Source organism: Butyrivibrio sp. MB2005 (assembly GCF_000424285.1).
In the GTDB taxonomy this organism is placed as follows: Bacteria; Bacillota; Clostridia; order Lachnospirales; family Lachnospiraceae; genus Butyrivibrio.
The window spans coordinates 310,334-326,064 of sequence record NZ_KE384157.1 but is presented as its reverse complement, the minus strand read 5'-3'; the positions used below and the strand labels follow the sequence as shown (position 1 = coordinate 326,064).

At 42.3% G+C, this 15,731-nt stretch carries 9 protein-coding genes and 1 riboswitch; all 9 genes read left to right on the top strand.

The genetic code is table 11. The features are described 5' to 3' along the window. Positions 1 to 14 precede the first annotated feature (14 nt). The 9 genes from G610_RS0116415 to G610_RS0116375 all read left to right on the top strand — a co-directional run bounded on the left by G610_RS0116415 (position 15) and on the right by G610_RS0116375 (position 15,624). Positions 15 to 1,193 (top strand): phosphoribosylaminoimidazolecarboxamide formyltransferase, encoded by a 1,179-nt coding sequence (locus G610_RS0116415; protein ID WP_026525637.1) that lies wholly within the window; start codon positions 15 to 17, stop codon positions 1,191 to 1,193. A 28-nt stretch (positions 1,194 to 1,221) separates the two neighbouring features. Then, the gene (locus tag G610_RS0116410) at positions 1,222 to 4,782 is read left to right on the top strand and encodes a PD-(D/E)XK nuclease family protein (protein WP_035797784.1); all 3,561 of its coding nucleotides are present in this window, start codon (positions 1,222 to 1,224) and stop codon (positions 4,780 to 4,782) included. A 10-nt stretch (positions 4,783 to 4,792) separates the two neighbouring features. Further along, on the top strand, positions 4,793 to 8,680 hold the full coding sequence (gene addA / locus G610_RS0116405) for a helicase-exonuclease AddAB subunit AddA (RefSeq protein WP_026525635.1): 3,888 nt from the start codon (positions 4,793 to 4,795) through the stop codon (positions 8,678 to 8,680). Between the two features lie 253 nt (positions 8,681 to 8,933). Continuing rightward, entirely contained in the window at positions 8,934 to 9,653 is a 720-nt protein-coding gene (locus G610_RS0116400; RefSeq protein WP_026525634.1) for a hypothetical protein, read from the top strand. Between the two features lie 184 nt (positions 9,654 to 9,837). Further along, positions 9,838 to 10,560 (top strand): hypothetical protein, encoded by a 723-nt coding sequence (locus G610_RS0116395; RefSeq protein ID WP_026525633.1) that lies wholly within the window; start codon positions 9,838 to 9,840, stop codon positions 10,558 to 10,560. A gap of 162 nt (positions 10,561 to 10,722) precedes the next feature. After that, positions 10,723 to 11,733, top strand: coding sequence for an aspartate--ammonia ligase (asnA, locus tag G610_RS0116390; RefSeq protein WP_026525632.1), 1,011 nt, complete (start codon positions 10,723 to 10,725; stop codon positions 11,731 to 11,733). Between the two features lie 80 nt (positions 11,734 to 11,813). Next, a riboswitch (TPP riboswitch) is annotated at positions 11,814 to 11,911 on the top strand. Positions 11,912 to 11,986: 75 nt separating this feature from the next. Next, entirely contained in the window at positions 11,987 to 12,676 is a 690-nt protein-coding gene (gene thiT, locus G610_RS0116385; protein ID WP_026525631.1) for an energy-coupled thiamine transporter ThiT, read from the top strand. A gap of 189 nt (positions 12,677 to 12,865) precedes the next feature. Continuing rightward, positions 12,866 to 13,090 carry an HPr family phosphocarrier protein gene (locus G610_RS0116380; RefSeq protein ID WP_026525630.1) on the top strand — a complete coding sequence of 75 codons (225 nt, stop codon included), beginning with the start codon at positions 12,866 to 12,868 and terminating at the stop codon, positions 13,088 to 13,090. A 122-nt stretch (positions 13,091 to 13,212) separates the two neighbouring features. Beyond that, complete coding sequence (locus G610_RS0116375) at positions 13,213 to 15,624, top strand: ATP-dependent DNA helicase (RefSeq protein ID WP_026525629.1); 2,412 nt, start codon at positions 13,213 to 13,215, stop codon at positions 15,622 to 15,624. Positions 15,625 to 15,731 lie beyond the last annotated feature (107 nt).

Sequence of the window (15,731 nt, the reverse complement as noted above, 5' to 3'; positions counted from 1 at the left end):
GGAGGAAATGACAGATGAAAGAACTCGCACTTAAATATGGATGTAACCCCAATCAGAAGCCCTCAAGAGTTTTCATGGAGGACGGTACAGATCTTCCTATAGAGGTACTTAACGGCAAGCCCGGATATATCAATCTTCTTGATGCTTTTAACGGCTGGCAGCTTGTATCAGAGCTTAAAAAGGCTACAGGACTTCCTGCTGCAACGTCCTTTAAACACGTATCTCCTGCAGGAGCTGCTATCGGACTTCCTCTTAACGAGATCGAGAAAAAGATCTACTGGGTAGACGATCTTCCGGAGCTTTCTCCCATGGCAAGCGCATATGCAAGAGCAAGAGGCGCAGACAGAATGTCATCCTTTGGTGATTTCATTTCCCTTTCTGATACCTGCGATGCAGATACAGCACGCCTTATCAAAAGAGAGGTTTCAGACGGAATCATCGCTCCTGACTATACAGATGAAGCTTTAGAGATTCTTAAGGCTAAAAAGAACGGCAACTACGCTGTTATCAAGATCGATCCTTCCTACAAGCCCGCTGCTCTTGAGAAAAAGCAGGTATTTGGCGTGACCTTCGAGCAGGGACACAACGATATTGAGATAAATGATGAGATGCTCGCTGACATCGTTACAGAGAATAAGGACCTTCCCGACAGCGCTAAAAAGGACCTTATCATCTCACTTATCACACTTAAATATACTCAGTCCAATTCTGTATGCTACGTAAAGGGCGGACAGGCAATCGGTATCGGCGCAGGTCAGCAGTCACGTATCCACTGCACAAGACTTGCAGGCAGCAAGGCTGACAACTGGTTCCTCAGACAGGCACCTCAGGTTCTGGAGCTTCCTTTCCTTGATAACATCAAGAGAGCAGACAGAGACAACACCATCGATCTTTACATCGGAACAGATTACATGGATGTTCTCGCAGATGGAAAATGGCAGAATCTTTTCAAGGTAAAACCTGAAGTATTTACAGATGCAGATAAGAAGGCATGGCTTGCTAAAAACACAGACGTAGCCCTTGGTTCAGATGCATTCTTCCCCTTCGGTGATAACATTGAAAGAGCAGCGAGAAGTGGTGTAAAATATGTAGCACAGCCTGGTGGTTCTGTCAGAGATGACAATGTCATTCAGGCAGCTAATGATCATAAGATGGTAATGGCATTTACACACATGAGATTCTTCCATCATTAATGATCAAATACATCCTTTTGGAGGCTATATGCTGCGTTTTGTATTTGGTGCATCAGGAGTTGGTAAAAGCCGCTTTGTGCAGGACTATATCATTGAGAAAAGTATCAGGGAGCCTGATAAAAATTACCTGATAGTTGTTCCCGATCAGTTTACAATGCAGACGCAGATGGATGTCGTAAAGCTCCATCCCAGGCACGGCATCATGAATATAGATGTCCTTAGTTTTTCCAGATTATCCCACAGGATATTTGAGGAAGTGGGCGAGGACAATTTGAAAACCCTTGATGATATGGGTAAAAGTCTGGTGCTAAGACGCGTGTCGCAAAAGCTTGAAGATGAACTTACTGTAATTGGCGGCAATATGCACAAGATGGGATATATAGATGAAGTTAAGTCCACGATCTCCGAGTTTATGCAGTATCGCATAAGCCCGGAGAATCTTGGCTTGTTAATTGAAGCTTCGGATTCTAAGGGTGCTCTCAAGGCTAAGCTCTCTGATCTTCAGCGCCTTTACGCAGGCTTCAAGGATTACATTAAGGGCGATTTTATTGCTCAGGAAGAGACCATGGAGATTCTTTGCAGGTCTCTTAATAAGTCGGGGCTTATTCCCGGCAGTGTCATTGTATTTGACGGCTTTACGGGCTTTACTCCCATACAGTATCAGGTTATAGGAGAGCTCCTAAGACTTTCGTCAGAGGTCATTTTTACCTGCACAATCGGGCAGGAGGATAATCCATACATTTATGATAAAAGCGCCGAGCAGGAGCTGTTTTTATTAAGTAAAAAAACAGTTCATGATATTTTGCGCCTTGAATATGAAAATGAAAAAGCCTTTGATCCCGGCTCTGTCCCTGATTTTGACAGGTGGGCTGATTACCGCTGTGAAGTGGCTGCATCAGATGGGACCGATGTTTTTCTAAAACCCCATGAAAAGAGCAGGCATGCGGATAACCCTGAGCTGTCATTTTTGGAGCAGCACCTTTTCAGATACGGCAAGGTTTCATACCAGGGGAAAACCGGAAGCATCAGGATTTTTGATGCAGATGATGTGAGAAATGAAGTTAGAATGGCTCTTGCAGGTGTATCAAAAAGGATAAAAGAAGAAGACCTTCATTATAGGGATTTTGCCATAGTCTGCGGCGATATCGAGAGATACTCCAAGGTGGTTGAGGAAGAGGCAGCCAGGTCCGGCATCCCTGTTTATATTGATCAGACCGGGAATATCAAGCTTAATCCCCTTATAGAGTTTGTAAAGAGTACTCTTTTAGTTGCAAGCACAGGCTACAGCTATGAGGCTGTTTTCCACTACCTTAGAAGCGGAATCCCTGATTTTACCTATGATGAGATTGACGTTCTTGAAAACTATGTCATGGCACTTGGAATCAGGGGAAGGAAAGCCTGGGAGAGCGAGTTTAAAAGGCTCCCTTCAGTCATAAATAAAAAGCTCAGAAAGCGCGAAGATAAGGATGAGCTTAGAAGTGAATATCTAAAAGGCATAAATACCCTTAGGGAAAGAGTTGTAGCGTCTCTTTCTCCTGTTTTTGATGCTGCAGAGGATAACGCCCTTAGCTATTCCATGGCTGTTTATGAGCTTTTAAAAGGCGCAGGAGCAGCAGCTAAGATGGAAGCCTTTGCGGAGTCCTTTAGAAGCGCAGGGGATGAAATACGTGCCAAGGAATACTCCGTAATCTATAAAAAGGTCATAAATCTCATTGACCAGATAACCATACTTATGGCAGATGAAAAGCTCACTCTGGATGAGTATCTCGAGATCCTTGAAGTGGGCTTTGGCGATATAGAGATCGGTACCATTCCTCAGAGCGTCGACAGAATAGTTGTGGGCGATATTGAGAGAACAAGACTTAAAGAGGTTAAGTATTTGTTTTTCCTTGGTGTAAATGATGACCTTATTCCCAAAGGCGCAGGCACAGGCGGAATTATCTCTGATATTGAGAGACAGTTCCTTGTGGATGCAGGTACAGGAATTGAGATGGCACCTACCCCAAGGCAGCAGATGTATATTCAGAGGCTCTATCTTTACATGAACCTGACAAAGCCGTCAAAGGGGCTGCTTTTGTCCTATTCACATCTTACGCCTGATGGCAAGAGCATAGGGCCTGCTTATATCATAGGGAAAATAAAGGGCTTTTTCCCTGATGTGGAAGAACTTTCATTTACCAAGATAAGCGGCACTGAGATCTTAAGCACCCCTGAAAATGCTCTTGGATATTTTTCAGAGAATGTCCAGAAATATCTGAATGGATATATGGACGAGGCTCAGGAGAGCAGTTTTAAGGCGTTATACGCAGCTCTTGATGAAAAGGGAGTGGCAGATAAAAAAAGAATAAGTAAGATGCTACAGGCAGCAGGCTTTAGCTACAGACACAGACCTCTCTCCGATGCGGTATCTTCAATGATATATGGAAATGTTCTGGTGAATTCGGTATCAAGACTTGAGAAATTTGCCCAGTGCGCCTATGCACATTTCCTCAGGTATGGACTTGGTATTGAGGAAAGAGAAGAGTTTGATTTTGACTACTCCGATCTTGGTAACGTGTTCCACGGCGTTCTGGAGGGCTTTTCAAAGAAGCTTACAGAGCGGAATCTTACCTGGACAAGCTTTGATGAGGACCAGGGAAAAGAGATTCTTGATGAAGTTTTTGACAGCTATGCGGATGAGTACGGCGAAGGTATTTTATCTAGTACCATGAGAGGCGAGGCATCAAAAGCAAGGATAAAGAGGATCCTTTATCGCTCCATTGATACACTGCAATATCAGTTGCAAAAGGGCTCATTTATGCCTAAATACATAGAGTCCACTTTTGACAGCGCAGGAAGTATTGATGCCATAAATGTGAACCTTACAGAGGATGAGAAGGGTAGAATCCTTAAAAAGATGAAGCTCACTGGTAAAATCGACAGAGTTGATACCTATGAGGATGCAGACCACGTCTACGTTAAGGTAATCGATTTTAAGTCAGGTAATAAGAAGGTTGATCTTTGTGCACTGTACTATGGTCTTCAGCTGCAGCTTGTTATGTACATGAATGTGGCTAGAGGAATGGAGGCTGCCGGGCGTCCCGGCAAAGAGATAGTGCCTGCAGCTATCCTTTACTATCACATAAATGACCCGGTTCTTGAGGGTAAGGACTTTTCAGAGCAGCCAAGTGATGAGGAGATCAATGCCATCGTAAGGAAAGAACTAAGACCCAGCGGAATCATTCAGGAGAACAGAGAGATTGTGGATATCCTGGACCATGAGCCCGGGAAAGAATCCGATGTTATACATGTGAAATTCAAAAATGACGGCAGTTTTTCAAAAGGCTCAGAGGTAATGCCGGGAGCTGATTTTGAAGAGGTGTCAGACTATGTGAAAAAGCTTATTAGGAAAAGTGGAAGAAGCATCGTTTCCGGAGATGTGGAGATCAATCCTTACGAGCTTGACGGGAAAAGTGCCTGCACCTATTGCAGCTTCTGCTCAGTGTGCGGCTTTGATGAAGGTATCAGGGGCTATTGCAAGAGAGAGCTTCCAAAGCTTTCAGATGAAGCGGTTTTAGAAAAAATAAAGACAGAAGATATAGAAAACTAAGAGGGATCTAATGGGATTTACCGTAGAACAGCAATCTGTTATAGATGCAAGAAATTCAAACGTCCTTGTTTCTGCTGCGGCAGGAAGCGGCAAGACTACAGTACTTGTCGAGAGGATCATACAAAGAATCACAGGGGATAAGCCTATCGATATCGACAGGCTTCTTGTTGTTACCTTCACCAAGGCAGCAGCATCATCCATGAAGGACAAAATCCTTGAAGCAATATCCAAAAAGCTGGAGGAAGACCCCGGAAATGCTCATCTTCAGAGGCAGGAGACTCTTGTCCACGGAGCACAGATAACAACCATTGATTCCTTCTGTCAGTATGTTATTAGGAACAATTTTAATGAGATCGGCCTTGATCCTTCATACCGCGTAGGTGATGAAGGCGAGATGAAGCTTTTGATGCAGGATGTTCTTGCGGAGCTTTTAGAGGAAAAGTACGCAGAGGGGGACGAAGCATTTCTTAACTGCACCGAGTATTTTTCCACAGGTAAGGACGATACCAGAATAGAGGATTTCATAACGGATCTCTATAACTATGCCATGAGTATGCCTTTTCCTGAGGACTGGCTTCTTCAGAGAAAAAAGGACTATGAGATAGATGAAGCTGATTTTGAGAATGTCTTTTTCGTAAAAGAATGTAAAGAGCTTACTGCAAAGCTTCTTGAAGAGTGCGAGATGAGGCTTCAGATGGCACTTGATATTTCAAATGAGCCTGATGGTCCCCACATGTACGGTGATTATCTGGAAAAAGAGCTGGAGATGGTATCTGCTATAAGGTCTAAGGCAGGCAGCAGCTTTGATGAACTTAGGGCAGCTCTTCTTAATGTGAACTTTGACCGTCTTAAGCCTGTAAAGGATGATTCTGTAAACGCAGATAAAAGGGAAGCCGCCAAGGGTCACAGAGATTATGTGAAAAAGAAGCTTTCTGAGCTAGCGGACAAATTCTTTACCGAAGATAAAAAGACAATTTGCCAGCACATGAATTATGCCAAAGAGCCTGTGGCAGTGCTTGCTGACCTTGCCATAAGCTTTAAGGAGAAATTCGATGCCAAAAAGAGAGAGAAGGGCATCATCGATTTCGGCGATATGGAGCATCTGGCCCTGCAGATTCTTGTAAAGTATGAGGATGGGAAATGCGTGCCCACAAACGCAGCAAGGCAGTATCGTGACTACTATGAAGAAGTCATGATAGATGAGTATCAGGACTCCAACAATGTTCAGGAGATGCTGCTCTCTGTAATATCCGGGGAGGAAACAGGCAATTATAACCGCTTCATGGTAGGTGATGTGAAGCAGAGTATCTACAAGTTCCGCCTTGCAAGACCTGAGATTTTTATGGAGAAAATGGATAGCTATGGCAGCGAAGCTGATGCTAAGGAGCGCAAGATATCCCTTCATAATAACTTTAGAAGCAGACGCGAAGTCTTGGACAGCGTAAACTACATCTTCGAGCAGATAATGGGTAAGGACTTAGGAAAAGTCGGCTATGACGAGGACGCAGCTCTTATTGCAGGGGCATCCTTTGAAAAGCCCGAGAATCCTGAGGAATATGCCACAGAGTATCTGTTTGTGGATGCCGGTGATGAAAAGAAGGATGGCTCAAGGGAGCTTGAAGCCAGAATGATCGCAGCCAGAATCCGTGAGCTAATGGCTGACGGCGTAGTCAGCGCAAAGGACGGAGGCTTTAGGAAGGTTAAATACAGCGACATTGTTATCCTTATGAGAGCCACAAGCGGCTTTGAGGATATTATAAAGAAGGTCTTTGATGAGATGGGAATTCCTGCCTACATCGAGTCCAAGGCAGGCTACTTTTCAGCTACAGAGGTGGCGGTAGTACTGAATCTCCTTAGGGTTATAAGTAATCCTATGCAGGATATTCCTCTTGTAAGCGTCATGAAGTCAGCTATAGGAGGCTTTGATGATGAGGACCTTGCACTTATTAAGGCCTTTGATGTAAGGCGTAAGAAGGATGCTCTCCTTGGCGGCAGCTTTTATGAGATTCTGAAAAGAAGCCTTGAGGAGACACCTGCAGATGCTGATGGATCTGCTAATACTACAGAAGCCGGAGATGCAGCGGTAGGACTCTCAACAAATATCAAAAACAAAATACGTGAATTTGTAGAATTATTAACTAAATTACGGCATCACAGTCAGTTCCTTCCTGTTAACGAGCTTTTAAAAGAGATATATGACATTACAGGATACTATGAGTACTGCGCAGCACTTCCCGGAGGAGAGAGGCGAAGTGCAAATCTTAATATGCTTATTGAGAAAGCCGTTGCCTACGAGAAAACCAGTTATCGCGGAGTCTTCCATTTTGTCAGATATATAGAGCAGCTTGGCAAATACGAGGTGGATTTTGGCGAAGCAGGAACCCTTGATGAGAGCGCTGATGTTGTAAGGCTTATGAGTATTCATAAAAGTAAAGGTCTTGAGTTTCCCATCTGTTTTGTGGCAGGCATGTCCAAGAGCTTCAATTACAGAGATGTCTATGATTCTGTTGTAAGTGATATGGAGCTTGGCATAGGAACCCACGCCATAGACCTTGAAAAGCGCATATTATACAGGACATTGAGAAAACGCATGATGGAGGAGACCATGAAAATGGATATCCTCGGCGAAGAGATGCGAATTCTTTATGTTGCCATGACAAGAGCAAAGGAAAAGCTTATCCTTACAGGCGCTGTGAAGCTTGGCAACCCTGAAAAGCATACGGCAACTGATTTTGGACCAAAGCTTTCTTCACTTTTAAGGTTCAGGAATCGCGAAGCCATAGAAGGTAATCAGCCATACCTTCTTCCGTTTTTCTTAAGGAGTACGGCGGCCTGTTATCAGGATCTTTTGCTGATGGCTCTGGCAAGACATCCTTCCTTTAAGGAGCTGTGCACTCTGGCAGAGACTGACTGCGATGATGTAGATGATAGATGCGGAATTAGTGTTTCCTCAATACGAGGAGATGATAACAGCTACGTTGTGCCCTACAGATTCAGGATATTCACGGCAAATGACCTTGAGGCGGCAGAGCTTTCAGAGGACATAAGCGTGGATATGAAGCTTAAGGATATAGCGGTTCTAAGCGCAGATGAAAAGGCGCTCTCCAAGAAGTTTAAGGAGCAGTTCCTTGAAAAATATGCCTATGAGAATCTTGGCAGGCTTTTTGTAAAAACCACTGTTTCAGAGCTTAAAAAGGCGGCATACATGGAAGAGGATGAGCCGGTCCATGATGCAGTTCCAAAGGCAGCCCTGGGAGATGTCGATGATGAGCTTGTGCCTTCCTTTGTAAAGGCAGCGGATAAGAGTCTTTATGGAGCAGAGAGAGGTACTGTTTACCATAAGATAATGGAGCTTATCTATGATACTAAAGAAGTTGGCACAGATATGTTCCAAGGCGCAGAAGATTCTACAGGTAGTAAAGATGAGAAATTCATAAGCTATGACGAGAGGCAAAAGGCTCTGGATAAATGGATTGAATACCTTGAAGAGACCGGAATGCTGGCGGCCGGTGCAGGAGACTGCGTAAATACAGAGGATATCACTGCATTTTGCAATAGCCAGGTAGGCATTCGTATGAAGGAAGCCATGGAAAAGGGCCTTCTCCACAGAGAGTCACAGTTCATGATGGGAGTTCCTGCGGACCGCATAGATAAAGAGCTTCCTTCGGAAGAGCTTGTGCTTATTCAGGGTATCATCGACGTGTGGTTTGAAGAGGATGACGGCATCGTTCTCCTTGACTATAAAACAGATAAGGTCAGATCCGGTGATGAGCTTGTCAGCAGATACAAGGTTCAGCTTGATTACTATCAGGAAGCTCTTGAGCGCATAACTGATAAGAAGGTAAAAGAGAGGATAATTTACTCCTTTACCCTTGGCGAGACCATTGAAGTTCCCTGATTACCGATCTTCGGAATATTTTTTCAAAAATTAATGAAAGGGATGAAAAAAATATCTAAAAAAGAAATAAAAAAACAGGCACAGAACGTGACAGATTTAACTGTCAATGACAGTTCCATGCGTTTCATGTATTCTTCCCGGAAATAGGCGATAATGAATATAACATCTATTCTTACAAAGACTTTAAAGCGGTGTCATTGTAAGAAAAGTGTTACGGATCGTGACAGCTTATGTGGTTGAAAGGAGTGGTCTTATGAAGGGAAGAAAGAGACGTCTAATCAATATCTTGCTGGCTACTTTACTTGTATTTGCTATTTTTACAAATTCAGCAGCACCTGCAAATGCGGCAAGTATCTTTACTATGGCATCAGCAAAGAAAACTGCATCAATTAAATTTGTAGCCGGAAAAGCAAAAATCAAAATATATTTAGGAGATGCATATAAACTTAATTGCAACCTGAATAATCCTAAATGGTCAACTTCAAATAAAGACGTAATACGCGTTGATGCAGCAAAAAATACTTTATATGCAGTTGGTGTAGGAACAGCGACCGTTACAGCCAAGAAGGGTGGCAAGAAGATATCCCGCAAAGTTGAGGTTCAGGCTCTTAAAGGTATGACTATAAGTAATACTGCGGCTGTTAGTGGCGGCGGAACACCTGTATATCTTACCGTTGGTAGTGAAAACTTCAGTATTCAGAGTATAATTACTTATCATTATAATGGTGGTAAGGGAAAGAAACCCGGAACTATCAGTATATATAAATACAATAAAGACACCCAGAAACGCGGAAAGAAAGTATTCACGGTAAAGGCAAACGGACTTTTTGGTAATACGTATTGGAACGCTACATGCCTTAAGAAGCTAAGTAAAGGCTATTATGTAGTAGAGGATTCCAATCCCAAGACCTGGAGCCAGAACACTGATACTGATGGAGCAGGATTTACCTGGATATACTACACATGTGATTAACTAATAAAAGAATATAAGATTAGAAAACTGCCGGTGAGGTACTTCCTCACCGGCCTTTTTTTATCATATTTTTTCGTATATTACTTATCTTTTTAATGTAATAAGCCGATAAATATATATGTGAGAGTCATTTTGAAATTCACTAAATGTACCTGAAGAATGGTTTCTGAAAGGAGTGGGTTTTATGAGGGGAAGAAAAAGAAGTCTTCTTACAGTTGTTCTTACGGTTTTACTTGTTTTTGTATTCTTTTTAAATAATACAGCGCCTGTAAATGCTGCTTCCAAAGTGGCGTATTCCAAGAAAAAACAGGCAGCTGTCCTTACCTTGAAAAAGACAAAAAAGCCCTATCAGATTTATCTTGGGGCAGCCTATGAGCTAAAATGCAGCCTTAAAAACCCAAAGTGGACATCATCAAAGGCAAAGATATTGAAGGTTGATGCCGCTAAAAATGTTGTTTACGCAGTTGGTGTGGGAACTGCCACGCTTACTGCTAAAGAAGGTGCAAAGAAGATAAAGGCTAAGGTCACGGTTCTTCCTGCCAATTGTTTGTCCAATTTTAATACAAAAACCGTTGATGGCGGTGCAAATCCTGCCATTTTCAATGTCTGTGACGACTATGGAGCAATCCATATTCACAATATCATCACCTATCATTACAATGACGGCGATGGCGAAAAGCCGGGAACTATCAGTATTTATAGATACGATCCTGAAACGGGCAAACGAGGTAAAAAGATTGCAACATATAAAGCAATAGGCCTTTACAGAAATACCTATTGGAATGTGACCTGTAATCTGACTTTGCAGACAGGTTCCTACATGATAGTGGATTCTGACAGTGATACCTGGAGTCAGAACAAGGCTTCAGGCGGTGTGGGGTTTGTTGGAATCTATGGTTCAAAGTAAATAAAATATTTGAATGCCATGCTAAGCCGATGAGGAAAAAACAGCTTCCCATCGGCTTTTTTGCGCCACTTTTTTGTACATTGATGTTTTACTTGCCTAAAGCAAAAAAAAGAGTTTTAATTATTACTATATTTTTAATGTGAAAAAAAGAGGAGGAGCAAAATGGAGAATCTTATAATTCCCAAGGATTACAAATCAGCATTAAACCTCCACGATACGCAGGTAGGCATCAAGACCGTGAAGGATTTCTTTCAGAATACACTTTCTGAGAACCTGAACCTTTTGCGTGTGACAGCACCGCTTTTCGTGGCACCGGAGTCAGGTCTTAATGATAATCTTAACGGCGTTGAGCGTCCTGTAGCTTTTGATATCAGAAATGAAAATGAGCGTGAAGCAGAAATCGTTCACTCTCTTGCTAAATGGAAGAGATTCGCGCTTAAGAAATACGGCTTTAAGGTAGGCGAAGGCCTTTACACAGATATGAATGCCATCAGACGTGATGAGATCCCGGATAACATCCATTCCGTTTTCGTGGATCAGTGGGACTGGGAGAAGGCTATCAATAAGGAAGACCGTAACCTGGATTTCCTTAAGGAAACCGTTCGCACAATCTACAAGGTGCTTCGTAAGACAGAAAAATACATGTCAATTCAGTACGACTATATTGAAGAGATCCTTCCCCATGATATTTTCTTCATCACCTCTCAGGAGCTTGAAGATATGTATCCCGGAAAATCAGTAAAAGAGCGTGAGTACCTTATCACCAAGGAGAAAGGCGCAGTATTTATCATGCAGATAGGTGACGTCCTTGCATCCGGCGAGAAGCATGACGGCCGTGCTCCGGACTACGATGACTGGGCACTGAACGGTGATATTCTTGTTTATTATCCTGTTCTTGATATTGCGCTTGAGCTGTCATCAATGGGTATCAGAGTAGATGAGGATTCCATAAAGTCTCAGCTTGAAAAGGCAGGCTGCACCGAGAGAGCAGAGCTTCCTTTCCAGAAGGCGATCATCAACAAGGAGCTTCCTTACACCATTGGTGGTGGTATCGGACAGTCCAGACTTTGCCTGTTCTTCCTGAGAAAAGCTCATATCGGTGAAGTTCAGTGTTCACTTTGGCCGGATGAGGAAGTAGAAGAAGCTACAAAGAACGGTATCCAAATCCTCTAAGAAAATTGAGTACTTTTTGGAAACTTGTATTGACAATTAAGGCTAAATGGCTTTTAATTAGATTCGAAAAAATAAAAAGCGATATTTGCTAGGGGAGCTATGCTGAGAAGATGTTTTACATCGACCCTCATTACTTGAACCGGATAATACCGGCGTAAGGAAGCGATTCAGGATACAGACACGCAGAAATTCAGCGTGTATCTTAGATGAGCTTAAGACCTCCCTTTGCTATATCAAAAGGGAGGTTTTTGTTATGTCAATATTTTTAAAACAGGTAGAAGATACCTACGAACTTACATCATCAGGCTATGGCTTACTGGTAGCCCTTCTTATCCTTGCGCTTATTGCAGCATGCTTCTTCACAGGAAAAGATCAGAAAAGTCACTTTTCCGCAAAGCAGCTGGTATTTGCAGCAATGTGTGTAACACTTGCCACGATCACATCAATGATCAAGTTTTTCAACCTGCCTATGGGCGGATCTGTTACACTGTTTTCAATGTTTTTCATAACTTTTGTAGGTTACCTCTATGGCGTCAGAGCAGGCCTTACATCAGCTATTGCCTATGGAATCCTTCAGCTTATCTTAGGCCCCTACATTGTAAGCATACCTCAGCTTCTGTGTGACTATATCCTTGCTTTTGGTGCTCTTGGCGTTTCGGGATTCTTTAATAACAAAAAGCACGGCATGGTTCTTGGATACATCGCAGGTATTTTTGGAAGACTTGTCTTCAGCGTTCTTTCCGGTGTGATCTTCTTTGGTCAGTATGCTCCTGAAGGTATGCATCCCTTTGTATATTCACTTGGATACAACGGTATATACATTGGCGCTGAAGGTATCATGACACTGGTTCTTATCAGCATTCCTGCAGTTCATAAGGCTATGAACATGATCAAGGTTATGGCCAATGAGAACGAGGTAAGAGATAAGCTTTCACTGGTATAATGCCGGCGTTGCGGCGTTTTGCCCTATGTTTGGAAGAAGCTAAAAAATTTATCATAGCCATTTAATCTTAAGAATTTCTTAAGAAAACCCTAAGAATTTCTCAAAGATTAATTCAAAAATATGACGTATAATTCTAACAGTTGCAAATCAGCTAAATCGTTTTCGTAACAGTTAGGAGAGAATACGGCAATGAGTAAATTAATCAAGCTTAGTCCCAATCAGGTTAAGGATTTTGTAAGCGCAGCTACTAAGTGCGATTTTGATGTGGACATTTCTTACAATCGATTCACTGTAGATGCAAAATCAATTTTAGGAGTTTTCGGACTGGATTTCAGACAGCCCCTTAAGGTAAGCTATCGTGGTTTTAACGAAGATTTTGAGAACTACCTTTCTGAGCATTCAGTAGCTTGCTAATATATATAATGATATAGAATTGCGAGAGTTTCGAAGAAACGGAGCAATTCGTATATCATATTATGATTTAGGACATCTCCCTGTGGTATTATATTCTACAGGGAGTTTTTTTATACAATTTTATGAAAGAGATTAAGATTTCGGTCAGGGGACTTGTGGAGTTCCTTCTAAGAACCGGTAATATAGACAACAGAATCCATCACGCACCTGATACCGCCATGCAGGAAGGCGGGCGTATCCACAGGATGATACAGAAAAGTCAGGGTGGAGATTATGAGGCAGAGGTTCCTCTGACCTATTCCATAACAAGAGAAAACTATATTTTAAAAATCGATGGCAGAGCTGACGGAATACTAAGGAAGGCCGACAGCCCTGTTCTTGTGGACGAAATTAAGGGTACCTACAGAGATTTAAAGAAAATAAAGACTCCCGACGAGGTTCATATCGCACAGGCTAAGTGCTATGCAGCAATTTACCTAAGAGATAATGATCTTAAAGAGATAAGTGTCCAGATTACCTACTGTAATATTGATACAGAGGAGATAAAGCGGTTTACCTATGACTTTACTGCAGAGGAGATCACAGCCTGGTTTGATGATCTTTTGGAAGCATATCACAGGTGGGCTGACTTCATGGCTACCTGGGAGGATAAGAAAATAGAATCCATCCATCGAATGCAGTTTCCTTTTGAGTACAGAGAGGGCCAAAAGGATCTGGCAGCAGGTGTTTACAGGACTATTTATCACGGCAGGAAGCTGTTTTTGGAGGCACCCACAGGAACTGGTAAGACCATAAGCACTGTGTTCCCTGCAATTAAGGCTGTGGGTGAGCATAAGGCAGAGAGGATTTTTTATCTTACTGCCAAGACTATTACAAGGACAGTTGCAGAAAATACCTTTGATGTACTAAGAAATCAAGAGTCACTTGAATTTAAAACCGTGACATTGACTGCAAAGGATAAGATTTGTGTACTGGATAAGAGCGATTGTAATCCAGTGGCCTGTCCCTGCGCAGAAGGGCATTTTGACAGAATAAATGACTGTATCTACGATCTTCTGACTTCCGAGGATGATTTTAACAGAGATTTGATCATGGAATATGCGGCAAAATATAATGTCTGCCCCTTCGAACTGTCTCTTGATATGAGCCTTTTTGCGGATGCAGTGATCTGCGATTACAATTACGTTTTTGACCCCTTTGTATATCTGAAGCGCTTTTTCTCAGATGGAATAAAGGGGGACAATATCTTCCTTATCGATGAGGCACACAATCTGCTGGACAGAGGCAGAGACATGTACAGCGCAGAGTTGTGGTTCGAAACACTTAATAATACAAGGCTTCTTATTGAGCAGGCACATCCAAAGATTGCCGGACTCATCAAATCCTGCGAGACCGAGATGCAGAAGATCATGGCTTTTACCGATTACTGCGAAGTGCTTGTGGATATCTCTCCACTAATGCAGAAGATTGGAAATATGAGTAAGATCATTTCCAAATGGCTAGAGGATCACGCAGAAGGACAATATAGAGACGATATTCTTGATTTTTATTTTGATATTCTCACTTTTGAGACTATTTATGAACTGTTAGACGACAAGTATGTCATTTACGCAGAATATGAAGATGAGAGCTTTAAAATAAAGCTTTTGTGTGTTGACCCTTCAGAGAACCTGAAGCTTTGCATGGCAAGAGCGAAATCCACAATACTCTTTTCGGCAACACTTCTTCCGATTCAGTATTACAAAAAGCTTCTTGGGGGCACAAAGGAAGACTATGAGATTTACGCTCATTCGGTTTTTGACCCGGGAAAATGCGGACGCATCATTGCAACCGACGTCACCAGTAAATATACCAGAAGAAGTGAATACGAGTATCGTAAAATCGCTAAATATATACACGATATTACAACAGAGAAGAGCGGTAATTATCTGATATTCTTTCCTTCCAGGATTTTTATGGATGATGTGGGAATCATATATGAGAAGGAATTTTTCGATGAAGACACTCAGGAGATCCTTGTTCAGAATGAGATGATGACTGAGGAAGACAGAGAGGAGTTCCTGTCCAGATTCACCCCGGGTAATGACATAGATTTTGGAAGTATCATAAATATGGAAGTTGAAGTGGAGGAGTCAAAAAGTATCCTTGGCTTTTGTGTTATGGGCGGCATTTTCAGTGAGGGCATTGATCTTAAGGAAGACAGCCTTATCGGAGTCATAATAGTCGGAACCGGAATTCCACAGGTTTGCAACGAACGAGAGATCATAAAAGAGTTTTTTGAATCAGATGGCGAGGATGGCTTTGATTATGCCTACAGGTATCCCGGAATGAACAAGGTACTTCAGGCGGCAGGCAGAGTTATAAGGACAGAGAATGACACTGGAATAGTGGCACTTCTTGATGAAAGGTTTGTTCAGAGAGCTTACGCCGATCTTTTCCCCAGAGAGTGGAAGGATATAAAGCTCGTATCGACCAGTACGGTCAAAAACACCGTAAATGCGCTCTGGAGCGGTCTGGATGACAATCTAAACTAGTTTACTATCATAAAAAACAGCCATTTATACACTCAAAAACATAGGTTGGTTTACATAATGATATATGAGATATAAATTATGTAAACTAATGAATTGTATCAATTGTA

Coding starts and splice junctions, on each gene's coding strand:
- G610_RS0116415 (WP_026525637.1), top strand. CDS start 15: ATGAAAGAACTCGCACTTAAATATGGATGTAACCCCAATCAGAAGCCC.
- G610_RS0116375 (WP_026525629.1), top strand. CDS start 13,213: ATGAAAGAGATTAAGATTTCGGTCAGGGGACTTGTGGAGTTCCTTCTA.
- G610_RS0116380 (WP_026525630.1), top strand. CDS start 12,866: ATGAGTAAATTAATCAAGCTTAGTCCCAATCAGGTTAAGGATTTTGTA.
- G610_RS0116395 (WP_026525633.1), top strand. CDS start 9,838: ATGAGGGGAAGAAAAAGAAGTCTTCTTACAGTTGTTCTTACGGTTTTA.
- addA (WP_026525635.1), top strand. CDS start 4,793: ATGGGATTTACCGTAGAACAGCAATCTGTTATAGATGCAAGAAATTCA.
- G610_RS0116410 (WP_035797784.1), top strand. CDS start 1,222: ATGCTGCGTTTTGTATTTGGTGCATCAGGAGTTGGTAAAAGCCGCTTT.
- G610_RS0116400 (WP_026525634.1), top strand. CDS start 8,934: ATGAAGGGAAGAAAGAGACGTCTAATCAATATCTTGCTGGCTACTTTA.
- asnA (WP_026525632.1), top strand. CDS start 10,723: ATGGAGAATCTTATAATTCCCAAGGATTACAAATCAGCATTAAACCTC.
- thiT (WP_026525631.1), top strand. CDS start 11,987: ATGTCAATATTTTTAAAACAGGTAGAAGATACCTACGAACTTACATCA.